The sequence below is a fragment of the Pseudomonas sp. NPDC089428 genome, from assembly GCF_044749325.1.
Classification (GTDB): Bacteria; Pseudomonadota; Gammaproteobacteria; order Pseudomonadales; family Pseudomonadaceae; genus Aquipseudomonas.
Genome location: NZ_JBIVHT010000001.1, coordinates 146,120 through 168,327, shown reverse-complemented (window position 1 = coordinate 168,327; position 22,208 = coordinate 146,120). Strand labels below are relative to the sequence as shown.

28 protein-coding genes are annotated in these 22,208 nt (G+C 62.8%); 17 read left to right on the top strand and 11 right to left on the bottom strand.

Translation table 11 applies throughout. From position 1 onward, the window contains the following. The first annotated feature begins 152 nt into the window (after positions 1-152). The 5 genes from ACIPZ5_RS00840 (at position 153) to ACIPZ5_RS00820 (ending at position 3,746) form a co-directional block, all read left to right on the top strand. Positions 153-1,277, top strand: a complete 1,125-nt coding sequence (locus ACIPZ5_RS00840; RefSeq protein ID WP_400805957.1) for a hypothetical protein — start codon at positions 153-155, stop codon at positions 1,275-1,277. Between the two features lie 7 nt (positions 1,278-1,284). Beyond that, on the top strand, positions 1,285-2,061 hold the full coding sequence (locus tag ACIPZ5_RS00835) for an ERF family protein (RefSeq protein WP_312819161.1): 777 nt from the start codon (positions 1,285-1,287) through the stop codon (positions 2,059-2,061). Further along, positions 2,045-2,662 (top strand): YqaJ viral recombinase family protein, encoded by a 618-nt coding sequence (locus tag ACIPZ5_RS00830; protein ID WP_312819159.1) that lies wholly within the window; start codon positions 2,045-2,047, stop codon positions 2,660-2,662. The genes ACIPZ5_RS00835 and ACIPZ5_RS00830 overlap by 17 nt, the downstream gene beginning before the upstream one ends. Positions 2,663-2,676: 14 nt before the next feature. Further along, positions 2,677-3,168, top strand: a complete 492-nt coding sequence (locus tag ACIPZ5_RS00825) for a single-stranded DNA-binding protein (protein WP_400805954.1) — start codon at positions 2,677-2,679, stop codon at positions 3,166-3,168. A 242-nt stretch (positions 3,169-3,410) separates the two neighbouring features. Continuing rightward, positions 3,411-3,746 (top strand): hypothetical protein, encoded by a 336-nt coding sequence (locus ACIPZ5_RS00820; protein WP_400805952.1) that lies wholly within the window; start codon positions 3,411-3,413, stop codon positions 3,744-3,746. Here ACIPZ5_RS00820 and ACIPZ5_RS00815 read toward each other — a convergent pair. Both ACIPZ5_RS00815 and ACIPZ5_RS00810 read right to left on the bottom strand, forming a co-directional pair. Further along, positions 3,723-3,977 carry a hypothetical protein gene (locus ACIPZ5_RS00815; RefSeq protein ID WP_400805950.1) on the bottom strand — a complete coding sequence of 85 codons (255 nt, stop codon included), beginning with the start codon at positions 3,975-3,977 and terminating at the stop codon, positions 3,723-3,725. The genes ACIPZ5_RS00820 and ACIPZ5_RS00815 overlap by 24 nt on opposite strands. 113 nt (positions 3,978-4,090) lie before the next feature. After that, positions 4,091-4,270, bottom strand: coding sequence for a hypothetical protein (locus ACIPZ5_RS00810; protein ID WP_400805947.1), 180 nt, complete (start codon positions 4,268-4,270; stop codon positions 4,091-4,093). A gap of 112 nt (positions 4,271-4,382) precedes the next feature. Here ACIPZ5_RS00810 and ACIPZ5_RS00805 point away from each other — a divergent pair, with 112 nt between their 5' ends. Further along, positions 4,383-5,147 carry a hypothetical protein gene (locus tag ACIPZ5_RS00805; RefSeq protein ID WP_400805944.1) on the top strand — a complete coding sequence of 255 codons (765 nt, stop codon included), beginning with the start codon at positions 4,383-4,385 and terminating at the stop codon, positions 5,145-5,147. A gap of 9 nt (positions 5,148-5,156) precedes the next feature. Continuing rightward, the gene (locus tag ACIPZ5_RS00800; protein WP_400805941.1) at positions 5,157-5,705 is read left to right on the top strand and encodes a hypothetical protein; all 549 of its coding nucleotides are present in this window, start codon (positions 5,157-5,159) and stop codon (positions 5,703-5,705) included. 47 nt (positions 5,706-5,752) lie between these two features. On the opposite strand, the gene ACIPZ5_RS00795 is transcribed toward ACIPZ5_RS00800, so the two are convergent. Together ACIPZ5_RS00795 and ACIPZ5_RS00790 are read right to left on the bottom strand one after the other, a co-directional pair. Then, entirely contained in the window at positions 5,753-6,052 is a 300-nt protein-coding gene (locus ACIPZ5_RS00795) for a hypothetical protein (RefSeq protein ID WP_400805939.1), read from the bottom strand. Between the two features lie 132 nt (positions 6,053-6,184). Then, positions 6,185-6,466, bottom strand: coding sequence for a hypothetical protein (locus ACIPZ5_RS00790; RefSeq protein WP_400805938.1), 282 nt, complete (start codon positions 6,464-6,466; stop codon positions 6,185-6,187). 118 nt (positions 6,467-6,584) lie between these two features. Here ACIPZ5_RS00790 and ACIPZ5_RS00785 point away from each other — a divergent pair, with 118 nt between their 5' ends. From ACIPZ5_RS00785 to queD, 9 genes are all read left to right on the top strand, one after another. Continuing rightward, complete coding sequence (locus ACIPZ5_RS00785) at positions 6,585-7,328, top strand: hypothetical protein (protein ID WP_400805935.1); 744 nt, start codon at positions 6,585-6,587, stop codon at positions 7,326-7,328. After that, complete coding sequence (locus tag ACIPZ5_RS00780) at positions 7,325-7,576, top strand: hypothetical protein (protein ID WP_400805933.1); 252 nt, start codon at positions 7,325-7,327, stop codon at positions 7,574-7,576. Before ACIPZ5_RS00785 ends, ACIPZ5_RS00780 begins: the two co-directional genes overlap by 4 nt. After that, positions 7,573-7,854 carry a hypothetical protein gene (locus tag ACIPZ5_RS00775; protein WP_400805932.1) on the top strand — a complete coding sequence of 94 codons (282 nt, stop codon included), beginning with the start codon at positions 7,573-7,575 and terminating at the stop codon, positions 7,852-7,854. Before ACIPZ5_RS00780 ends, ACIPZ5_RS00775 begins: the two co-directional genes overlap by 4 nt. Next, complete coding sequence (locus ACIPZ5_RS00770; protein ID WP_400805930.1) at positions 7,851-8,231, top strand: phage protein NinX family protein; 381 nt, start codon at positions 7,851-7,853, stop codon at positions 8,229-8,231. The genes ACIPZ5_RS00775 and ACIPZ5_RS00770 overlap by 4 nt, the downstream gene beginning before the upstream one ends. Before the next feature lie 46 nt (positions 8,232-8,277). Next, on the top strand, positions 8,278-8,469 hold the full coding sequence (locus tag ACIPZ5_RS00765) for a hypothetical protein (RefSeq protein ID WP_400805928.1): 192 nt from the start codon (positions 8,278-8,280) through the stop codon (positions 8,467-8,469). A 55-nt stretch (positions 8,470-8,524) separates the two neighbouring features. Next, the gene (locus tag ACIPZ5_RS00760; RefSeq protein WP_400805925.1) at positions 8,525-8,884 is read left to right on the top strand and encodes a hypothetical protein; all 360 of its coding nucleotides are present in this window, start codon (positions 8,525-8,527) and stop codon (positions 8,882-8,884) included. Positions 8,885-8,921: 37 nt separating this feature from the next. After that, the gene (locus ACIPZ5_RS00755; protein WP_400805923.1) at positions 8,922-9,098 is read left to right on the top strand and encodes a hypothetical protein; all 177 of its coding nucleotides are present in this window, start codon (positions 8,922-8,924) and stop codon (positions 9,096-9,098) included. A 24-nt stretch (positions 9,099-9,122) separates the two neighbouring features. Beyond that, the gene (locus tag ACIPZ5_RS00750; protein ID WP_400805920.1) at positions 9,123-9,335 is read left to right on the top strand and encodes a helix-turn-helix transcriptional regulator; all 213 of its coding nucleotides are present in this window, start codon (positions 9,123-9,125) and stop codon (positions 9,333-9,335) included. Positions 9,336-9,398: 63 nt separating this feature from the next. Next, entirely contained in the window at positions 9,399-9,755 is a 357-nt protein-coding gene (queD, locus tag ACIPZ5_RS00745) for a 6-carboxytetrahydropterin synthase QueD (protein ID WP_012271598.1), read from the top strand. Between the two features lie 67 nt (positions 9,756-9,822). Here the strand turns inward: queD and ACIPZ5_RS00740 are convergent, their stop codons facing one another. Next, the gene (locus ACIPZ5_RS00740) at positions 9,823-10,305 is read right to left on the bottom strand and encodes a DUF1289 domain-containing protein (protein ID WP_343597299.1); all 483 of its coding nucleotides are present in this window, start codon (positions 10,303-10,305) and stop codon (positions 9,823-9,825) included. Between the two features lie 403 nt (positions 10,306-10,708). Between ACIPZ5_RS00740 and acnB the strand changes: the two genes are divergently transcribed. Continuing rightward, a complete protein-coding gene (acnB, locus tag ACIPZ5_RS00735) occupies positions 10,709-13,318 on the top strand; it encodes a bifunctional aconitate hydratase 2/2-methylisocitrate dehydratase (protein WP_343597479.1) in 2,610 nt (869 codons plus the stop codon). Positions 13,319-13,492: 174 nt separating this feature from the next. Here the strand turns inward: acnB and prpD are convergent, their stop codons facing one another. From prpD to ACIPZ5_RS00705, 6 genes are all read right to left on the bottom strand, one after another. Continuing rightward, a complete protein-coding gene (gene prpD / locus ACIPZ5_RS00730) occupies positions 13,493-14,977 on the bottom strand; it encodes a 2-methylcitrate dehydratase (RefSeq protein WP_261940838.1) in 1,485 nt (494 codons plus the stop codon). A gap of 169 nt (positions 14,978-15,146) precedes the next feature. Beyond that, positions 15,147-16,337, bottom strand: coding sequence for a 2-methylaconitate cis-trans isomerase PrpF (gene prpF, locus ACIPZ5_RS00725; protein ID WP_400805917.1), 1,191 nt, complete (start codon positions 16,335-16,337; stop codon positions 15,147-15,149). A gap of 63 nt (positions 16,338-16,400) precedes the next feature. Then, a complete protein-coding gene (acnD, locus tag ACIPZ5_RS00720) occupies positions 16,401-18,989 on the bottom strand; it encodes a Fe/S-dependent 2-methylisocitrate dehydratase AcnD (protein ID WP_400806678.1) in 2,589 nt (862 codons plus the stop codon). Between the two features lie 158 nt (positions 18,990-19,147). Next, positions 19,148-20,275, bottom strand: coding sequence for a 2-methylcitrate synthase (gene prpC, locus ACIPZ5_RS00715; protein WP_343597290.1), 1,128 nt, complete (start codon positions 20,273-20,275; stop codon positions 19,148-19,150). Between the two features lie 62 nt (positions 20,276-20,337). Further along, positions 20,338-21,228, bottom strand: a complete 891-nt coding sequence (gene prpB, locus ACIPZ5_RS00710; RefSeq protein WP_033699071.1) for a methylisocitrate lyase — start codon at positions 21,226-21,228, stop codon at positions 20,338-20,340. Next, the gene (locus tag ACIPZ5_RS00705; protein ID WP_261940843.1) at positions 21,225-21,941 is read right to left on the bottom strand and encodes a GntR family transcriptional regulator; all 717 of its coding nucleotides are present in this window, start codon (positions 21,939-21,941) and stop codon (positions 21,225-21,227) included. The genes prpB and ACIPZ5_RS00705 overlap by 4 nt, the downstream gene beginning before the upstream one ends. Positions 21,942-22,208: the final 267 nt, after the last annotated feature.

Genomic DNA, 22,208 nt, shown 5'->3' with positions numbered 1-22,208 from the left:
CTTCGGGGGATAACCGTGCCCGCAAGGGAGCGTAAGCCGGCAAGAGCGCGCAACCATCACCGGCAGCCAGGGCGTTCGGCCTTACATCACGGGCGTGACCTGGCATTTCCCCTCTTCCTACTGACGGCGCCGGCTTGGCGCGAGGTGTACCAATGTCCGCACAACAGCAACTGATCAAGATCGAAGAGATCAGCGAGGCGAACGCCCCGGCCATCTACGTGGCCGGCGGCCTTCAGCAATTCATCAATCTGGTGAAGGGGGAGATCGAGGGCGAAGTGCCCGATCTGACCACCCGCAAGGGCCGCGAGCGCATCGCCAGCCTGGCCGCCAAGGTCAGCAAGTCGAAGACCGCGGTCGAAAAGCCTGGCCGCGACTATCTTCGCCGGCTCAAGGAAATGCCGAAGGTGGTCGAGGCTGAGCTGCGCGACTTCGTGACCAAGATGGACACGCTGCGGGATGAAACGCGCCGGCCGCTCACCGAGTGGGAAGCCGCCGAGGATGCGCGCATCGACCGCCACAACGACGCCATCACCCACATGAAGGACCTGGCTCTGGAACTGGGCTCGTTGGACGCCGAGCAGCTGCAGGCGCGCATCACCGAGCTTTCCGCTTTCGTCCTGGGCGATGCCTGGGAGGAATTCGAGGCCGAGGCTGCCCGGGCCAAAGAGAGCTCGCTGAATGCTGTGCAGTCCGCCCTGCTCGCCCGCCAGAAGTATGACGCCGAGCAGGCCGAACTGGCCCGCCTGCGCCGAGCAGAAGAAGAGCGCGCCGAGCAAGACCGTATCCGTGCAGCGCAGGCAGCCGCTGTCGAGGCTGAGCGCCAGCGCGTGGCCCAGGAGCAGCAGGCAGCACGCGAGGCCGCAGCCCGACGCGAGCAGGAGCTGATTGACCAGGCCGCAGCACAAGAGCGCGAAGCCGAGAACCAGCGCCTGCAGCTCAAGTTGCAAGCCGAGCAGGCCGAACGGGCCCGGGTTCAGGCTGAGGCTGACCGAGTTGCCACTGAGCAACGGATGGAGCAGGAGCGCCAGGCAGCCGCCCGCCGGGAAGAGGAAGCCGCCGAACAGGCTCGCCAAGACGAGCGCCGCCGCGCTGATGCCGCTGCCGCTGAGATCCTCCGTCAGCAAGAAGCCCGCGAGCGCGACAAGGCGCACCGCGCCAGCATCAACTGCGCCGCCCTGGAAGCCTTCGTCGCCGGCGGCATGACCGAGGAATGCGCCAAGCAGGCCATCACCCTGATCGCCCAGCGCAAGATCCCCAACATCACCATTCAATACTGAGGTCGCCATGAGCCATGTAGCCAGGGTTGAAACACAATCGCAGCCGCCGGTCATCGCCGCCGAGTCGGTCACCGTCCTGCAGATCATCCAGCAGGTCGCCATGTCCCCCAACGCTGACATCGACAAGATGGAGCGCTTGATGGTCATGCACCAGAACATCCAGGCGCTGCAGGCCAAGCAGCAATACGACGAGGCCCTGGCCGCGATGCAGGAAGAGATGCCGGTGATCGGCGAGCGCGGTGGTATCAAGGACAGGAACGGGCGAGTCCAAAGCACCTACGCACTCTGGGAGGACATCAACGAGATGATCAAGCCCGTGCTCGCCCGCCACGGCTTCGCCCTCTCCTTCCGCACGCCACGCAACGAGCGCGGCATCGAGGTCGAGGGAGTCCTGAGCCACCGGGCCGGCCACCGTGAAACCACCTCGCTTGTTCTGCCGGCAGACACCAGCGGCAGCAAGAACGGCGTTCAAGCCGTGGCTTCCAGTGTCAGCTATGGCAAGCGCTACACCGCCGGCGCCCTGCTCAACTTCACAACGACTGGCGAAGACGACGACGGCAACGGCGCCGTGATCACACCTCGAGTTACCTCGGTGCAGGCCACCCAGCTGGCCATGCTGCTGGAGCGCTGCAGCGACAAAGCCAAGAAGGCGTTCGCCAGCATCCATGGCACGCCATCTGCCGTGGAGAAAGCGGCTTTCGACCAGGTGCTGGGCATGCTCAGCAAGTCAGTCAAACAGCACGAATCAGCCCCGCAGGAGGCACAAGATGCAGATCATCACTGATATCGAGCAGGGAACACCTGAATGGCTTGCACTGCGCCTGGGCATCGTTACCTGCTCGGAGCTGGACTGCCTGCTGGTTGCCGGCAAGGGCGAGGCCGGATTTGGCGTCGCGGCATTCACCTACATGGACCAACTGATCGGCGAGCGGATCACCGAGGAGGCTGCTGAAATTCCCTTCAAGACCGTGGCCACTATCCGTGGGCACGAACTGGAGGGCGTCGCGCGCGGCCTGTATGAGGATCGCGAAAGCGTGAAGACCCGATCGGTTGGCATCATCCTCAACCACGGCATCGGTTACTCGCCCGACGCCTTGGTCGGCGATCAGGGCCTTACGGAGATCAAGACCAAGCTCCCCAAGTTCCAGGTCAGCGTCATCTTGAACGGTGAAGTGCCCAAGGAACACATCGCCCAGTGCCAGGGCGGTCTATGGGTATCCGAACGCGAGTGGCTGGACTTCATCAGCTACTGGCCGGGCATGCCCCTCTTCGTCAAGCGCGTGTACCGCGACGAAGTGATGATCCGCAAGCTCACCGAACGGGTGAAAACCTTCTACGAAATCCTCGACGAGCGCATGAACAAGGTGCTCGGCGCGGCCGCATAACCCAAGGAATCACGATGCCTACTCTTACCGATATCGGCCGAATTGGCCGCGACGCTGAACTGCGCTACACCCCCAACGGCGACCCGGTGTGCAATATAGTCATCGCCTGTGAATACGGCCGCAAAGGCAACGACGGGAAGCGTCCCACCCAATGGGTCGACGCCACTCTGTGGGGCAAGCAGGCCGAGGCCATGGCCCAGTACCTGGTCAAAGGCCAGCAGGTGCACTTCACCATCGACGACGCACACGTCGAGACCTACACCAAGTCGGACAACTCACAAGGCGTGAAGCTCACCGGCCGGGTGATCATCATCAAGTTCGCCGGCGGGCCGCCTCAGCAAGCCCAGGGCAACCAGCCCGCGCAGCAGCCACGCCAGCAGCAACAGCGCACCCAGCAGCGCCCGGCTGCCCAGCAGCAGAGCCAGCAAGGCACGAACGGCCCCGATTACGAAAGCTTCGACGACGACATCCCGTTCGCCCCGCTACACCACCTGGCGGGCGAATGATCGCCACCATGTCTCAGCCTGTGCCCGCCGTGAAGTACGCGGCGGCCATGGCCAGATCCACTGGTCAGCCTTGGGGCGTGTACCGAGGAAACAAGCGCCTACTGGTAGTCATGCCGTCTGGCTCGACGAAGAAAACGCCCATTGAGGTGTGCTACCCATGAGACGCATCCAGAAGCTCACGCAGCAGCGTCGCCGCCAGCTGCATTTACACATCCCGCCCAGCGGAATCAAGGAGGTGCCGTATGGCGATGTCACAGCAGGCGCGCGACGAGAAGCGCCGCGCCAAAGCCGCCAGGCTGCAGGAAGAAGACCTGCGTTTGAAGGTTCGACCAGGGACTAAGCAGGCCCTGCTGGAACTGATGGAGTGGGCCGGTATCGAGGAACAGGGAGAGGCGATGACACTGATGATTCATCGCCTGCATGGCTTGGGCCCGAGCGGCGCGCTGCCGCTGCTGGAGCCTCCGCGCCACGAAATCACAGTGTCACCGGCTGTGGCGCGGAAGCTTCAGCAGTTCAGCGCGGCACAAGCGCTTCGCCTTGGCCGCGAGCAAGCCTTACTCGGGGTCGATCACGAATAGGCAGTTGTTATTGTTATCCATGACCATTGCGCTACCTGAACCGGTCTCCAATATCGCACCCACATAATTACCCTTCAGGTCATAGAACTCGTCACCGTCAACGCGGTAGAGAAGATCTTGGCCTGAGAACGAGCGCACGAACTCGTCTTCGTCAATTCTGCCAATCGGCAACTGTCCGGGAATGCGCCCCTTAAACACGTTATACCGCCCTTTGCTGAAATCGGTCGCCACACGAATCTCCTTAGCTCGGCCCAATGCCGGTATCTCTTTTTTACTCCATCACGCACAACCAGAATAATCGTTTTAGAAGTTGTGTCTCCAGCGCTGCCCGCCAACGCCTTCCCCTATTCAACGACAGGGTCGGCGCTCAGGCCTTTCCGGTAGCGGGCAATCGCAATGATCTGGCGCAGGCAGATGACCATGTCCTTCTTCAGCTGGTCATCTGGCAGCCCGATCTTTCTGAGCATTTCCTGGGCTTCTTCCTCGATCGAGGCAAGGGCCTCAGTATCGCTTTTCAGTGTCATGGCGACCTCCACCAGGTCGAGCAACCCATGAAGTGATAGCCCACCTGAATCACGAGCGCCACGCGGCGCCTTCCCCTATTCAACGATAACGCCTCCCCGGCGAGGATCCACCATGTCCAATCGAATCGTCTGCCAGTTCAGTTGCGGCGCCGCTTCGGCGGTGGCCACCAAGCTGGCCCTGGCCGAGTACGGCAGCACGCACGACGTGCAGATAATCAACGCTTTCCTTGCCAACGAGGAAGCCGACAACCGCCGGTTCGCCCAGGACTGCGAGGCCTGGTTCGGCCAGCCGATCACCGTCCTGCGAGATGAGAAGTACGGCGCCGACGCTCATGAGGTGTTCCGCCGGGAGCGCTACATGAAGGGTCGAACCGGCGCCCCGTGCACCAAGATCCTGAAGCGGCGCTTGCTGGACACGTGGAAACAGCCTGGCGACGTGATGGTGTTCGGCTACACCGCCGAGGAGGCCGACCGCCTGGAAGACTTCAGGGAGCGAAATCCCGACCGCCCAGTGATCGCCCCGCTGATCGACAGAGGCCTGGGCAAAGACGATTGCAAGGCCATCCTCCTGCGCGCTGGCATCGAGCTGCCGCTGATGTACCGGATGGGCTACGAGAACGCCAACTGCATCGGCTGTGTAAAGGGAGGCGAAGGCTACTTCCGGGCGATCCGCCAGGACTTCCCGGCGCAATTCGAGGCGCTGTGCGCCATCCAGGACGACCTGGGCGAAGGCTCCTACCTGTTCCGCAACCGAACCACCAACGTCCGCTTCTCCCTACGCGACCTCGGCGATGGCCCAGTGCGTCGCAACGAGAAGATCCCCTCCTGCTCGTTCTTCTGCGAAATGGCAGAGGCCGACATCATAGCCAAGGATTGAGGTATCCCCATGCCCACAGAAAACCGATCCAGCAACACCGAACTGATCAGCCAGGCCGCATCGGCCATCGAAGACTTGCTGGCAAATGGCACGGGCGCGGTTGCCGCCGGCGCTTGGGCCAGCCTCCCTGCTGAGTTGCGCAAGATCACCGCCCAGACAGCACCGCAGCCCAACGCCGAGCCGATAGCGTGGATGGTTGGTACTGCCTTCTGGTGGACCAAAGAAGAGGCAGAGAGGGATGCGGCGTCCTCTGGCTTGCCGATTGTCCCTGTTGGGCCGCTGCCATCCATCCCTGACGAATACTGCCTGATGCCCAAGCGGCTCACGGCCGAGAACGGCGCCAAAGCACTGCTGCTCGGTGAGTTTAAGCTGGAGGTCACCCAGGAATGCCCGGAATGCCGCGAACTGGATGAGCCGGTAGAAGGCTGCGAGATATGCGACGGTGAGGGTGAATACGGCCAGCGCCACATCATCCCGTGGGACAAGATCAAGTGCATCTACAGCGAAGCCGTCAGGGGTCTCGCGATTCAGCCCAACACCACCCGCGAATCGACCTAATGCCTGGAGCACATTTGTACTCCGCTCAGACGTAATACCTCTCTCCTCTATTTCGAGCAGGCGAACTGGTCGAACTGAGGGATGGCGTCGGTGGCAACGCGGCGGGCGCGGCCCACGCCCCAGGCCAACGCCCTGGTCATCGACTCACCAGGTCGAGAGTCAAAGGCCTCTTCATGTATGGCCATTCCCCCCGGTGCATATACCCCGATGAACATCTGCGTGTTGCCTGTCCGCGACAGTCGCACCTGAACATCGATGTATGTCCCATCGTCGAGTGTCTCGTCATGAGTGCGGTGATGGAGCGTCGGGTCTGCCCAGGCCCAGAAAACATCACCTCGAATTCTCATGAAGCTCTCCTACGACTTTAGTTGTAGTTAGGTGCTGTATTGCCACCATAGCGAACACCTAGTTTTACGCAAATCTGCCGACCAGTCTGTGAGCTGAATCGGACAATCGGCATTCCTCTCCCCTCTATTCACTCAGCGAGAGCTGAGGCGCTGACCTGCTACCCAGTCGTTGACACGATGGAGGGCCCAGGCCATGGCGGCAGTCATCGTCTGCCCCTGGCAAGCTGGGTGGTTTTCTTCAAGAAGCATCAACCCTTTCTCGCCGTAGACGCCGAGGAAAAGCTGGGTGACGTTCTCTTTGGAGACGCGCACCTGAATGTTGATGAGGGTGCCGCAGGACAGGCGCTCGTCGTAGTTGCGGAAGTGCAACTCCGGATTGGCCCATTCCCAGTAAACCGTACCGCGATTACGCATGGCTGGGCCTAGTAGTGATGAATTGTCATCTCAGGCTACAGCAACGCCATGCAATAGCTATCTATTTCCTAACCACTGAATCAATTCACTGCCGCGATATGGCGGCCAAGGAATCGTCATGCCTGAAGAAATCAAGCTGATCCAACGTGTGGCCGTCGAGCGCGATCAAGACGGCTGGTGGAGTCACCCCGACGAGCCGGACTTCGACGAAGACTATGCCGCCTTCAAAGCCTGGCTTGTACAGCAGGGCCTGGAGCTGAAGCAGTGGCACATGGACTCGGATATTGGCGAACACCACCCTTACGACGACGGCGCGTGCCACTGCCTCGGCTGGGAGCCGGAAAGCCCCGGGCCTGAATGGTTCCTGCTCGGGATCTTCGATACAGAGGATGGCCCTTGCGTTAGCTGGGCGAGGCGAAAGACCGAGGAAGCCTGGTCAGTGAATGGCGATGACGGATCGTGGGACTACCCGAACCTTACCGCTCTGATCCGCGACAACTTCGGCAGCGAGGCGGATGGCACAAGCTTCGGCCCAGGCAGGGGCAACGGCCTCAAAGTGGGCGACACCGTACACACCGGCACCGTCTGCAAAGCCGACCCTGCCGGGTTCCTCCCCGATACTGATGACCTGCTCAACCACATGTTCGAGGCCGCCGCCGGAAGCGACGCGGGGGAATGGGTCGACAACTACCCTGACCTCGACGACGAGGCGACAGCAGCTCTCGGGAAGGCGCTGGAGCCGCTGCAGGCTTGGGCCCGCAAGTTCTGCCAACCCAACTTTTTCACCATCGAGAAGATGGCACTGCACACCGTTACCGAGGAAGACGTGCGCCTGGCCAAGGCCAGCGGGGTGCTGCTGTGACCCGCCTCGCCCTCTGCATCCTGCTGCTGGCCACCGGCGCCAGCGCAACCGAGAACGTCATCGACGTGCAGCACGACAGCCAGCGCGGCGTCACCTGCTACCTGCTCAACGGGGTCGGCATCAGCTGCATCCCCGACAGCCAGCTGCAGGCCGGCAACCAGCGCCAGCTCTCCCCGCACGAAACACAACCCGAACCTACACCCGCAATGGCGCCTGGGCGCTGGATTGATGAGAGGTATCAGCTGTGAAGATTGGAAAACTCTTCCTCGGACTGAAATGGTGCTACGGCAGCAAAGATGAGGCCGTTGTCGCCAGCTGGGCGCTGAAATGTGGCTACTGGCGCTGGGCGGTCTGGTGGCAAAAGCCAAAGAAGGCGCTGTGCCTTCCGGCCTTCGGGCCCTCGATGGCTGCCGGCACCAAGTACCGCGTCGGCAATGGCCACTTCGGTGCCTGGGCACGACTTCCGTTGATCGGCTCGTTGTCCATCTCAACCCAGCCGCCCTACCCGATGCAGGTGAAGCCATGACCGACCTGATCGAAGTGAAGACGGCCAGGTTGATCGGTGCGCCGTTGGACTGGGCGGTGGCCATGGCAACTGACGCAGCCGAGATCGCAATCGGTGAGCATGGCGTCATCTGCATCTACGACACGCCCGAAGGCGGCTGCTGGACGAACCTCTATCAGCCGTCGAAGGACTGGAGCCAGGGCGGATTGTTGATCGATGAGCACAGAGGAACATCGCAACACATCAATGGCCTGCCTGATGACGTGTGCTATGCCGGCGGCCCAGCCGGCGCCGGAATCTGGTGCTACGGGCCAACCGCCCTGATCGCCTTCTGCCGCGGTCTCGTTAACCACAAGTTCGGCGATACCGTCCAGGTGCCGAAGGAGCTATGCGAATGATCCTGCCCCTGATGTACATGGCCTATCTGGTATGGAAGGCGCCGCGATGAGCAAGAACTGCAACACCTGCAAATGGCTGGAGTGGGTGGATGGCGAGAGCGAATCCGACACCGGCTTCACCTGTAACAAGCGCCATAACCAGATGTGGGCCGCTGGCCGTGAGCAAGAACTGCACGACAACCTTGACCGAGACGAGTACCGGTCCCGCTACAAGCGCTGCTTCGAGCCAGAAGCCTAACCCTTCCCCTACAACTCAAGCCCGCCTACATGCGCGGGCATGGAGAGCTATTGCCATGACGAAACACAAGCACACCCCAGGCCCATGGTTCGTTGAGTCCAGCGACAAGACGCCTATCTACGTCTCGCCGGTTGATCGTCACGAGCAGATCGGCATCTGCAATGTGATGGTCATTGATGAGGATGCCGAGAGCGACTCGGGTGAATGGTTCAACGGCGAACAGACCAAGGCCAACGCCAAGCTGATCGCCGCGGCGCCCCTGCTTCTGGGCGATCTAATCGACGCCGCCGCCCAGCTGCGCAAGTACGAAACCCTGCACCGGGCCAAGGGCACCGCCGACAGCCAGGCAAAGGCCGAGGTCAATGCCGAGCTGGCGTCGCGCTTCGAGCAGACCATCGCCCAGGCCACGACCTGACCACCAACCTGCCGCCACCGGCGGCGTGGAGACCATCATGAACCTGATCGACTGCTACGTCACGAAGATCCTCGGCGAGCCGTACCGCAAGTTCGGCGCCTGGTGGGTCGACGCCGAATACGAGGCCTATGGCCGCACCAGCAAAACACATCTCATGTTCCGCACCGAGGAAGCCGCCCGGGCGGCGAAGGTCGGGCACAACTTCTTGGCCTGACCCTGCTATATAAAGGAGAAACTCATGCGCACCGCAGAGAACATCGACCGCTTCCTGCGCCTCGACGAGGTGCTGCACGTGACTGGCATCGGCCGGAACACCGTCTATCGCAGAATCAGGGAGGGCACCTTCCCAAAACAGGTTAAGATAGGACCCAATTCGGTCGCCTGGCGCCAGTCGGACATCACCCAGTGGATGACCTCTTTCGACCCCAGCGAAGACCAATCAGTACATTGAGCAGTACATTGAAACACCAATTTCCGCTCAAGCCCTTATCCCACCAGCTATACAGGTCCACCAGTGGAAATTTTCAAAGAGTTCACCTTCGAGTCTGCCCACCGCCTGCCCCACGTCCCGGAAGGCCACAAATGCGGCCGCCTGCATGGCCACTCGTTCAAGGTCGGCCTGCACCTGACCGGCCCGCTCGACCCGCACACCGGCTGGATCCGCGACTTTGCCGAGGTCAAGGCGATCTTCAAGCCGATCTACGAGCAGTTGGACCACAACTACCTGAACGACATCCCGGGCCTGGAAAACCCTACCAGCGAAGTGATCGCCAAGTGGATCTGGGATCAGGTCAAGCCGTTGATGCCGGAGCTGTCGAAAGTGCGCATCCACGAAACCTGCACCAGCGGTTGCGAATACACCGGCGACTGATCCAGGTTTTTCGCTGGCCTTTTCGCGGGCAAGCCCGCGAAGAGGCCAGCACACTCAACACAAGGTTTCAGCCTTGCTGCTCACTGCCCATGGCATCGCGCAGGAAGCTGGGGGCGATGTAGCGCTGGTAATGGGCCTCCGAGAGCAGGAAGAACTCGCGGTCGATGGCATCGCGCAGTTGCGGCAGTTCCCAGTCGCGAAACTCCGGCAGCAGGACCATGCCGTAAGCCTCCAGATCGCGGATCATCCGCGCCCCGCGAGCGATCAGCTGATACGCCCAGCAATATTCCGACTGCTGTTCGACGAAGCGGATCGAGCGCTGCTGCAGCTGCTGGCGCAGCAGGCCTTTGTCGAACACTTCCAGCTTGGCCATCATCACCTGTACCAGCAGTTGCTCCAGGCGCAGCCAGACGGCGCGCTTCTGCTCGTCGTCGTACCCGTTCCAGTTGATCACTTCGTGGTGGAAACGCTTGCAGCCACGGCACACCGTGTCTCCGTAAACCGTGGAGCAGAGGCCGACGCAAGGGGTCTTGATGGACTGGTTGGACATTGAAAACAACGGCTTGGCGGTGGAACACCGGGTCATGTTAGCCCTTTGTCTAACCAGGGTCACCCGTTAAAGTCATGATCGCTGCCTTACCTTCAGGCTTTTTTTACCGTAGAATCATCCCGCCTTTTCAAGGCAACAATGTCCGTTGGAAGCTGTTTTCAAAGCGTCACGAGCACAGTTCATCCGGTAGAACGGCGTTGGCCCGGGCCATGCACCCCTGCATGCCCGCGCCAGCCCTCATCAGCTCCCGTTCTGCAGGCGTAAAACTTTGAAAGCAGCTTCTGTAAGGATTCTTTGCGACTCTGGCTGGGCGGCCCACAAAGCCGTGGCAGCGCATGGGTGCATCGAATGCTGGATGAGCGTCCCGGACTCCCTTTAGGGACCACTGATGAGGGTAATAACTGTGCTTGAAGCCTACCGCAAACACATCGAAGAGCGTGCCGCCCTGGGTATCGTGCCCCAGCCGCTGAACGCCGAACAAACTGCAGGCCTGGTCGAGCTGCTGAAAAACCCGCCGGCCGGCGAAGAAGCCTTCCTCGTAGACCTGATCACCAACCGCGTTCCACCAGGGGTCGACGAAGCTGCCTACGTCAAGGCCGCTTTCCTCTCCGCCGTGGCCAAGGGCGAAGCCAAGTCGCCACTGATCGACCGCAAGCACGCTGCTGAACTGCTGGGCACCATGCAGGGCGGCTACAACATCGAAACGCTGGTCGCGCTGCTCGACGACGCCGAACTGGGCGCCGTCGCGGCCGAACAGCTCAAGCACACCCTGCTGATGTTCGATGCCTTCCACGACGTGGCCGAAAAGGCCAAGGCCGGCAATGTTCACGCCAAGGCCGTGCTGGAATCCTGGGCTGCCGGCGAGTGGTTCACCTCGCGTCCGGCCATCGCCGACAAGTACACCCTGACCGTGTTCAAGGTGCCTGGCGAAACCAACACCGACGACCTGTCCCCTGCTCCGGACGCCTGGTCGCGCCCTGACATCCCGCTGCACGCCCTGGCCATGCTGAAAATGGCCCGCGACGGCATCGAGCCGCAGCAGCCTGGTTCGGTCGGCCCGCTGGCGCAGATCGAAGCGGTCAAGGCCAAAGGCTTCCCGGTTGCCTACGTCGGTGACGTGGTCGGTACCGGTTCCTCGCGTAAATCCGCCACCAACTCGGTGCTGTGGTTCTTCGGCGACGATATCCCGTACGTGCCGAACAAGCGCGCCGGTGGCTTCTGCTTCGGCACCAAGATCGCCCCGATCTTCTACAACACCATGGAAGACGCCGGCGCCCTGCCGATCGAATTCGACTGCACCAACCTGGCCATGGGCGACGTCATCGACGTTTACCCATTCAAAGGTGAAGTACGCCGTCACGGCAGCGACGAGCTGGTCACCACCTTCGCGCTGAAAACCGAAGTCCTGCTGGACGAAGTCCGCGCTGGCGGCCGTATCCCGCTGATCGTCGGCCGTGGCCTGACCGAAAAAGCCCGCGCCGAACTGGGCCTGGGTACTTCCGACCTGTTCAAGAAGCCAGAGCAGCCTGCCGATTCCGGCAAGGGCTTCACCCTGGCTCAGAAAATGGTCGGCCGTGCCTGCGGCCTGCCAGAAGGCCAGGGCGTGCGCCCAGGTGCCTACTGCGAGCCGAAGATGACCACCGTCGGTTCCCAGGACACCACTGGCCCGATGACCCGCGACGAGCTGAAAGACCTGGCGTGCCTGGGCTTCTCCGCTGACCTGGTGATGCAGTCGTTCTGCCACACCGCGGCCTATCCAAAGCCGATCGACGTCACCACCCACCACACCCTGCCAGACTTCATCCGCACCCGTGGCGGCGTGTCGCTGCGCCCAGGCGACGGCATCATCCACAGCTGGCTGAACCGCATGCTGATGCCTGACACCGTGGGTACCGGTGGCGACTCGCACACCCGCTTCCCGATCGGCATCTCGTTCCCGGCCGGTTCCGGCCTGGTGGCCTTCGCCGCCGCCACCGGCGTCATGCCGCTGGACATGCCAGAGTCGATCCTGGTGCGCTTCAAGGGCAAACTGCAACCTGGCATCACCCTGCGTGACCTGGTTCATGCCATCCCTTACTACGCCATCCAGAAGGGCCTGCTGACCGTCGAGAAGAAAGGCAAGAAGAACGCCTTCTCCGGCCGCATCCTGGAAATCGAAGGCCTGAACGACCTGACCGTCGAGCAAGCGTTCGAGCTGTCCGACGCCTCGGCCGAGCGTTCCGCTGCGGGCTGCACCATCAAGCTGCCGGAAAAGGCCATCGCCGAGTACCTGCAGTCCAACATCACCCTGCTGCGCTGGATGATCGGCGAAGGCTACGGCGATGCCCGCACCCTGGAGCGCCGCGCCCAGGCCATGGAAGCCTGGCTGGCCAAGCCTGAGCTGCTGTCGGCCGACGCCGATGCCGAATACGCCGAAATCATCGAAATCGACCTGGCCGACGTCAAGGAGCCTGTGCTCTGCGCGCCGAACGACCCGGACGATGCCCGCCTGCTGTCCTCGGTACAGGGCGAGAAGATCGACGAAGTGTTCATCGGTTCGTGCATGACCAACATCGGTCACTTCCGTGCGGCCGGCAAGCTGCTGGACAAGGTCAAGGGCGGTATCCCGACCCGTCTGTGGCTGGCTCCGCCAACCAAGATGGACGCCCACCAGCTGACCGAAGAAGGCTACTACGGCATCTACGGCAAGGCCGGCGCGCGCATGGAAATGCCAGGCTGCTCGCTGTGCATGGGTAACCAGGCACGTGTGCAGACCGGTTCGACCGTGGTCTCGACTTCGACCCGTAACTTCCCGAACCGTCTGGGCGACGCCACCAATGTGTACCTGGCCTCGGCCGAGCTGGCTGCGGTCGCTTCGATCATCGGCAAGCTGCCGACCGTCGAAGAGTACATGCAGTACGCCAAGGACATCGACAGCATGGCTGCCGACGTCTACCGCTACCTGAGCTTCGACCAGATCGCCGAGTTCCGTGAAGCGGCTGCCAACGCCAAGATCCCGGTGGTTCAGGCGTAAGCTGAGTTGTAAGGTGTAAAAGAAAGCCCCGGCAGAAATGCCGGGGCTTTTTATTTCAACCTGTTCCGGCCTTTTCGCAGGTAAACCCGCTCCCACAGGGACCTCACAGTTTTCAAGACTTGTGGAAGTCCTGTGGGAGCGGGCTTGCCCGCGAAGAGGCCGGCACAGGCAAGCTCAAATCACGAATAGATCCACAAACCTGTGCACCGCCATCTGCTCCAGTTTCTGCTGGTCCTTGCACAGCTCGAAGATCTGCTCACAGCGCTGTCGCACAAAGCGCGTCGCCAGGTTGCCCCTGAACTTGGCCTCCAGCAAGGGTATCCCCTCCTCGCGCCGCCGCCGATGCCCGATCGGGTACTCCACCAGCACCTGATCGGTGCTGCTGCCATCCTTGAAGAACACCTGCACGGCATTGGCAATCGAGCGCTTGTCCGCCTCCAGGTACTCGCGGCTGAAACGTGGGTCTTCGACCACCTCCATCTTCTCGCGCAGGCGATCGATGCTCGGATGATTGGCATGGAAGGCATCTTCGTAATGCTCGGCCACCAGGTGGCCGAAGATCAGCGGCACCGCCACCATGTACTGCAGGCAGTGGTCGCGGTCGGCGGCGTTGGCCAGCGGGCCTTGCTTGGAAATGATGCGGATCGCCGACTCCTGGGTGGTAATGACGATGCGGTCGATCTCATGCAGGCGGTTACGCACCAGCGGGTGCAGGGTCACCGCCGCCTCGCATGCCGTCTGGGCGTGGAACTCGGCGGGGAAGCTGACCTTGAACAGCACGTTCTCCATCACATAGCTGGCCAAGGGTTGCGGCAGGCGCAGTTCGTACTGGCCGGCCGGCTTTACCGCCAGGTCCTTGTTGGTGTGGCTGAACGAGACCTCATGGAACCCCCACTGCGGCGCCGTCAGCACCCCTGGCACGCCCATTTCGCCACGCAGCGCGATATCGGCCAGGCGCACGCCACGGCTGGAGGCATCGCCGGCCGCCCAGGACTTGCGCGAACCGGCATTGGGCGCATGGCGGTAAGTGCGCAAGGCCTGGCCATCGACAAAAGCATGGGACAAGGCAGAGAGCATCTGCTCGCGATTGGCCCCCATCAGCCGGGCGCACACGGCGGTCGAGGCCACCTTGACCAGTATCACGTGATCGAGGCCGACGCGATTGAAGGCGTTCTCCAGCGCCAGCACGCCCTGGATCTCGTGGGCCATGACCATGGCTTCGAGCACGTCGCGCATCAGCAGCGGCGCTTCGCCGCTGGCCACACGCTTCTGTGACAGGTGATCGGCAACTGCCAGGATGCCGCCCAGGTTGTCCGAGGGGTGCGCCCACTCGGCGGCCAGCCAGGTGTCGTTGTAATCCAGCCAGCGCACGGTGCAGCCGATGTCCCAAGCCGCCTTGACCGGGTCGAGGCGGTAGGCGGTACCGGGGACGCGGGCGCCATTGGGCACCACGGTGCCTTCCACCAGCGGGCCGAGGAGCTTGGTGCATTCGGGAAAGCGCAGGGCCAACAAGCCGCAACCGAGGGTGTCCATCAGGCAGTTGCGCGCGGTGTCCAGGGCTTCAGCGGATTCGACCCGGTAGCCGAGGGCATAGTCGGCGAGGGTTTGCAGGACCCGGTCGTAGTCCGGGCGGTCGTTCAGGTCCACGTTGGCGCTCATAGCCAGCTCCTGTGAAGTTGGGGCTGCCTTGCAGCCCTTCGCGGGGCAAGCCCGCTCCCACAGGATCACCACAGTTCTTCAGTGCTGTGGAGTACCTGTGGGAGCGGGCTTGCCCCGCGAAGGGCCGCAAAGCGGCCCTACTCATCCCAAGCCGAGCGCCAGTGGTGCGTTAGAAGCTATCGCCAGGTACGCGCACCCAGCCCTCCATCAGCACGCGAGCACTGCGGCTCATGATTGCCTTGGTCACCGCCCACTCGCCATCCACCTGCCGCGCCTCGGCCCCGACTCGCAAGGTGCCGGACGGATGACCGAAACGCACGGCACTGCGCTCGCCCCCGCCTGCGGCGAGGTTGACCAGGGTGCCGGGAATGGCTGCAGCGGTGCCGATGGCCACGGCTGCGGTCCCCATCATCGCGTGGTGCAGCTTGCCCATGGACAACGCACGCACCAGCAGGTCGATGTCAGTGGCCGCAACCACCTTGCCACTGGACGCAGTGTAGGTGCTCGGCGGCGCAACGAAAGCCACCTTCGGCGTGTGCTGACGCCCGGCAGCCTGGTCGACATGCTCGATCAGGCCCATGCGCACGGCGCCGTAGGCGCGAATGGTTTCGAAGCGCTGCAGCGCTTGAGGGTCGCCGTTGATCGCGTCCTGCAGTTCAGTGCCGGTGTAACCGATGTCGGCGGCATTGACGAACACAGTCGGGATACCGGCATTGATCATGGTCGCCTTGAAGGTGCCGATGCCCGGCACTTCCAGGTCATCCACGAGGTTACCCGTGGGGAACATCGCGCCACCTTCGCCGTCCTCGTCGGCGGCCGGGTCGAGGAACTCAAGTTGCACTTCAGCGGCCGGGAAGGTTACGCCATCGAGCTCGAAGTCGCCGGTTTCCTGCACTTCACCTTCAGTGATCGGCACATGGGCAATGATGGTCTTGCCGATGTTGGCCTGCCAGATGCGCACAGTGGCCATGCCGGTGTGCGGAATCTGCGCCGGGTCGACCAGGCCATTGCTGATGGCGAACGAACCCACTGCGGCAGAGAGGTTGCCGCAATTGCCGCTCCAGTCGACGAACGCCTTGTCGATGGCGACCTGGCCGAACAGGTAGTCGACATCGTGCCCGGGCTTGATGCTCCTCGACAGGATGACCGTCTTGCTGGTGCTCGACGTGGCGCCGCCCATGCCGTCGATCTGCTTGGCGTAAGGATCGGGGCTGCCGATTACCCGCAACAGCAGGGCGTCACGGGCCGGCCCTGGGACCTGGGCCGTTTCCGGCAGGTCTTGCAGGCGGAAGAACACGCCTTTGCTGGTGCCGCCACGGATGTAGGTGGCGGGAATCTTGATCTGAGGTGCATGTGCCATTGCTGTACTGTCCTGTCTGAAATGCTTGAAACCCAGGGGGCTGCTGTGCAGCCCCCCCTGCAACTACGCGGTCGCTTCGAGGAAGTCCTGGGCAAAGCGCTGCAGCACCCCACCCGCCTCATAGATCGACACTTCTTCGGCAGTGTCCAGGCGGCAGGTCACCGGCACTTCGACACGCTCGCCATTACGCCGCGTGACCACCAAGGTCAGCGTCGCCCGCGGCTTGCGCTCGCCGAGCACGTCGTAGGTCTCGCTGCCATCCAGGCCCAGGGTCTTGCGGTCGGTGCCCGGCTTGAACTCCAGCGGCAACACGCCCATGCCCACCAGGTTGGTGCGGTGAATGCGCTCAAAGCCCTCGGCGACGATCGCTTCGACACCGGCCAGTCGCACGCCCTTGGCCGCCCAGTCGCGGGACGAGCCCTGGCCATAATCGCCACCGGCAATGATGATCAGCGGCTGCTTGCGCTCCATGTAGGTCTCGATGGCCTCCCACATGCGCGTCACCTTGCCTTCCGGCTCGATGCGCGCCAGCGAACCCTGCTTCACGCTACCGTCTTCCTTGCGCACCATTTCGTTGAAGAGCTTGGGGTTGGCGAAGGTGGCGCGCTGGGCGGTGAGGTGGTCACCGCGGTGGGTGGCATAGGAGTTGAAGTCCTCTTCCGGCAGGCCCATCTTGGCCAGGTATTCGCCGGCGGCGCTGTCGAGCAGGATGGCGTTGGACGGCGACAGGTGGTCGGTGGTGATGTTGTCCGGCAGCACCGCCAGCGGGCGCATGCCACGCAGGGTGCGTTCGCCGGCCAGGGCACCTTCCCAGTAAGGCGGGCGGCGGATATAGGTACTCATCGGGCGCCAGTCGTACAGCGGCGCGACTTTCGGCCCGCGGTCTTCCTCGATGGCGAACATCGGGATATAGACCTTGCGGAACTGCTCCGGCTTGACCGCCGCACGCACCACCGCGTCGATTTCCTCATCGCTCGGCCAGATGTCCTTGAGGCGGATTTCCTTGCCATCGACCACGCCCAGCACATCTTTTTCGATGTCGAAGCGGATGGTGCCGGCAATTGCGTAGGCCACCACCAGCGGCGGCGACGCGAGGAACGCCTGCTTGGCGTACGGGTGGATACGCCCGTCGAAGTTGCGGTTACCCGACAGCACGGCGGTGGCGTACAGGTCGCGGTCGATGATTTCCTGCTGGATCACCGGGTCCAGTGCACCGGACATGCCGTTGCAGGTGGTGCAGGCGAAGGCGACGATGCCGAAGCCCAGCTGCTCCAGTTCCTTTTCCAGCCCCGCCTCTTCCAGGTACAGCTGCACGGCCTTGGAGCCTGGTGCCAGCGACGACTTGACCCACGGCTTGCGGCTGAGGCCGAGCTTGTTGGCATTGCGCGCCAGGAGGCCGGCGGCAATCACGTTACGCGGGTTGCTGGTATTGGTGCAGCTGGTGATGGCAGCGATGATCACCGCGCCGTCGGGCATCTGCCCCGGCACTTCCTCCCAGGCACCGGCAATGCCCTTGGCCGCCAGGTCGCTGGTGGCGACGCGGGCGTGGGGGTTGGACGGGCCGGCCATGTTGCGCACCACGCTCGACAGGTCGAAGCTCAGGGTACGCTCGTATTCGGCCTTGGCCAGGCTGTCGGCCCACAGGCCGGCGACCTTGGCGTAGGTCTCCACCAACTGCACCTGCTGGTCATCGCGGCCGGTCAGCTTGAGGTAGTCGATGGTCTGCTGGTCGATGGCGAACATCGCGGCGGTGGCGCCGTATTCCGGGGCCATGTTGGAGATGGTGGCACGGTCGCCCAAGGTCAGCGCACGCGCACCTTCGCCGTGGAACTCGAGGTAGGCGCCGACCACTTTCTGCTTGCGCAGGAACTCGGTGAGGGCCAGCACCAGGTCGGTGGCGGTGATGTTCGGCGCCAGCTTGCCGGTCAGCTCGACGCCGACGATTTCCGGCAGGCGCATCCACGAGGCACGGCCAAGCATGACGTTTTCGGCTTCCAGGCCGCCGACACCAATGGCGATCACGCCCAGGGCGTCGACATGCGGAGTGTGGCTGTCGGTGCCGACACAGGTGTCCGGGTAGGCCACGCCGCGGTCGCTGTGGATGACCGGCGACATCTTCTCCAGGTTGATCTGGTGCATGATGCCGTTGCCGGGCTGGATCACGTCGACGTTCTTGAACGCCTTCTTGGTCCAGTTGATGAAATGGAAGCGGTCTTCGTTACGGCGGTCTTCGATGGCGCGGTTCTTCTCGAACGCCTGCGGGTCGAAGCCACCGCACTCCACGGCCAGGGAGTGGTCGACGATCAGCTGCACCGGCACCACCGGGTTGACCTGGGCCGGGTCGCCGCCTTTGTCGGCGATGGCATCGCGCAGGCCGGCGAGGTCGACCAGGGCAGTCTGGCCGAGGATGTCATGGCACACCACGCGGGCCGGGAACCACGGGAAGTCGAGGTCGCGCTTGCGCTCGATCAGCTGGCCCAGCGAGGCGTCGAGGGTGGCCGGGTCGCAGCGGCGCACGAGGTTTTCGGCCAGTACGCGGGAGGTATAAGGCAGGCGGTCGTAGGCACCGGGCTTGATGGCCTCGACGGCGGCGCGGGCATCGAAATAGTCCAGGGCTGTGCCTGGCAGGGCTTTGCGGTATGCAGTGTTCATCATTCAGGCTCGGTCACAGGATTCGGAAGGCTCCACCGTCCCTGTGGGAGCGGGCTTGCCCGCGAATGCGTCAGCAGGTGCACAACGGTTGCCGGTCGGGCGCATTCGCGGGCAAGCCCGCCCCCACAGGGGAAACGGGTTGCCTCTCTTTATCTATTTCAGCGCTGTTCGATCGGCACGAACTGGCGCTGTTCGACGCCGACATACTCGGCGCTCGGGCGGATGATGCGGTTGTTGGCGCGCTGTTCGAATACGTGCGCGGCCCAGCCGGTCAGGCGCGAGCAGACGAAGATCGGGGTGAACAGCTTGGTCGGGATGCCCATGAAGTGATACGCCGAGGCATGGTAGAAGTCGGCGTTGGGGAACAGGCGCTTCTGCTCCCACATGGTCTTGTCGATGGCTTCGGAAACCGGGTACAGGACCGTGTCACCGACCTGGTCGGCAAGCTGCTTCGACCAGCCCTTGATCACCTCGTTACGCGGGTCGGACTCTTTGTAGATGGCATGGCCGAAGCCCATGATCTTGTCCTTGCGCTCAAGCATGCGTAGCAGTTCGGCGGTGGCCTCCTGCGGGCTCTGGAAGCGCTCGATCAGTTCCATCGCCGCTTCGTTGGCACCCCCGTGCAGCGGGCCGCGCAGCGAGCCGATGGCGGCGGTGATGCAGGAATACAGGTCGGACAGGGTCGATGCGCAGACCCGCGCGGTGAAGGTCGAGGCGTTGAACTCGTGCTCGGCATAGAGGATCAGCGACACGTTCATCACCTTGACGTGCAGCTCGCTCGGCTTCTTGCCATGCAGCAGGTGCAGGAAGTGGCCGCCGAGGGTGTCCTCGTCGCTGGTGCAGTCGATGCGTACGCCGTCGTGGGTGAAGCGGTACCAGTAGCACATCACCGCCGGGAACAGCGCCAGCAGGCGGTCGGTCTTCTCGCGCTGGGCTTCGAAGGTCAGCTCCGGCTCCAAGGTACCCAGCACCGAGCAACCGGTGCGCATCACGTCCATCGGGTGGGCATCGCGCGGGATGCGCTCGAGCACTTCCTTCAGTGCTTGCGGCAGGTCACGCAGGCCCTTGAGCTTGCGCTTGTACTCGGCAAGTTCGGCCTTGCTGGGCAGCTCGCCGTACAGCAGCAGGTAGGCGACTTCTTCGAACTCGGCACCGGCTGCCAGGTCACGCACGTCATAGCCACGGTAGGTCAGGCCGGCACCGGCCTGGCCCACGGTCGACAGTGCGGTCTGGCCGGCCACCTGGCCACGCAGGCCAGCGCCACTGAGTACTTTTGCTTCGGCCATGGTGTTTCTCCTTTCTTGAACTTGTTATAGGAAGCGTTCTGGCTAATTCGGGAGCGGTTCGCTCAACCTTTCTTCTGCGCGAACAACGCATCGAGGCTCTGCTCGAAGGCGTGGTAACCAATGGCATCGTAGAGCTCCATGCGGGTTTGCATGGTGTCGATCACGTTCTTCTGCGTGCCGTCGCGGCGCAATGCGGTATAGACGTTCTCCGCCGCCTTGTTCATGGCGCGGAACGCCGACAGCGGGTACAGCACCAGCGACACATCGACCGAGGCCAGTTCTTCGGTGGTGTACAGCGGCGTGGCGCCGAATTCGGTGATGTTGGCCAGGATCGGTGCCTTTACCCGGTCGGCGAAGGTCTTGTACATCGAAAGCTCGGTGATGGCCTCCGGGAAGATCATGTCGGCACCCGCCTCGACACAGGCGGCAGCCCGGTCCAGGGCAGCGTTCAGGCCTTCCACCGCCAGGGCGTCGGTGCGCGCCATGATCACGAAGCTGTCATCGGTGCGGGCATCCACGGCGGCCTTGATACGATCGACCATCTCCTGCTGGGTGACGATTTCCTTGTTCGGGCGGTGGCCACAGCGCTTGGCGCCGACCTGGTCCTCGATGTGGATCGCTGCCGCACCGAACTTGCACATCGAGCGCACGGTGCGGGCGACGTTGAAGGCCGAAGCGCCGAAGCCGGTGTCGACATCCACCAGCAGGGGCAGGTCGCAGACGTCGGTGATGCGGCGCACATCGGTCAGCACGTCATCCAGGCCACTGATGCCCAGGTCAGGCAGGCCTAGGGAGCCAGCAGCAACGCCGCCACCGGACAGGTAGATGGCCTTGAAACCGGCACGCTTGGCCAGCAATGCATGGTTGGCGTTGATCGCGCCGACCACTTGCAAGGGATGTTCGGCGGCAACGGCGTCGCGGAAACGCTGACCGGGGGTGCTCTTCACAGTCATTTCTCACCTCGTGGGCTGTTGTTGTTGGCGTCCAGGTAGTGACGCTCGATATTGCGCTTGGACGCGCCGATGTGGCGGCGCATCAGGAGTTCGGCCAGTTCGCCGTCACGGTCGGCAATGGCATCGAGAATGCGGTGGTGTTCGGCAAAGGCCTGGCGCGGCCGGTTGGGCGTGGCGGAAAACTGGATGCGGTACATGCGCACCAGTTGATACAGCTCGCCGCAGAGCATCTTGACCAGGGTCTGGTTGCCGCTGCCCTGGATGATCCGGTAGTGGAAGTCGTAGTCGCCTTCCTGCTGGTAATAGCCAAGCCCGGCCTGGAACGCGGCATCACGCTCATGGGTATCGAGCACCCGGCGCAGCTCGTCGATGTCGGCCTGGCTCATGCGCTCGGCCGCCAGGCGGCAGGCCATGCCTTCCAGCGATTCGCGGATTTCGTACAGCTCGATCAGCTCGGCGTGATTGAGCGACACCACCCGCGCGCCGACATGCGGCACGCGCACCAGCAGACGCTGCCCCTCCAGCCGATGGATGGCCTCGCGCAGCGGGCCGCGGCTGATGCCATAGGTACGCGCCAGCTCCGGTTCGGAGATCTTGCTGCCCGGGGCGATGTCGCCCTTGACGATCGCCGCCTGGATGCGCCGGAAGACATTCTCGGACAAGGTTTCCGTTTCGTCTGTCTCGGCAGGGCTTGGGGTGGTGAGGTCCAGCATATTGTCGACACCTTGCTAATCGCTTGAGCAGAAACTAGCGAATCAGAGGCGCACAGTCAAAGACAAAATCAATATTGTCGACAATCGTCTAAGAACGAACTTAGCCAGTGATGGCGTTGTCAGATCGCGGCACGCTGGCGTCAAGACGTCGGCGTGATAGAATGCCGCGCCTCCAACGGAGTACCGATAGTGTGTTTGTCATCAATTCATGTTGTTGACAGACGAACGAGGAAGCTTGTGCAGGCGTTGCCAGTCACCTTTGCCCCG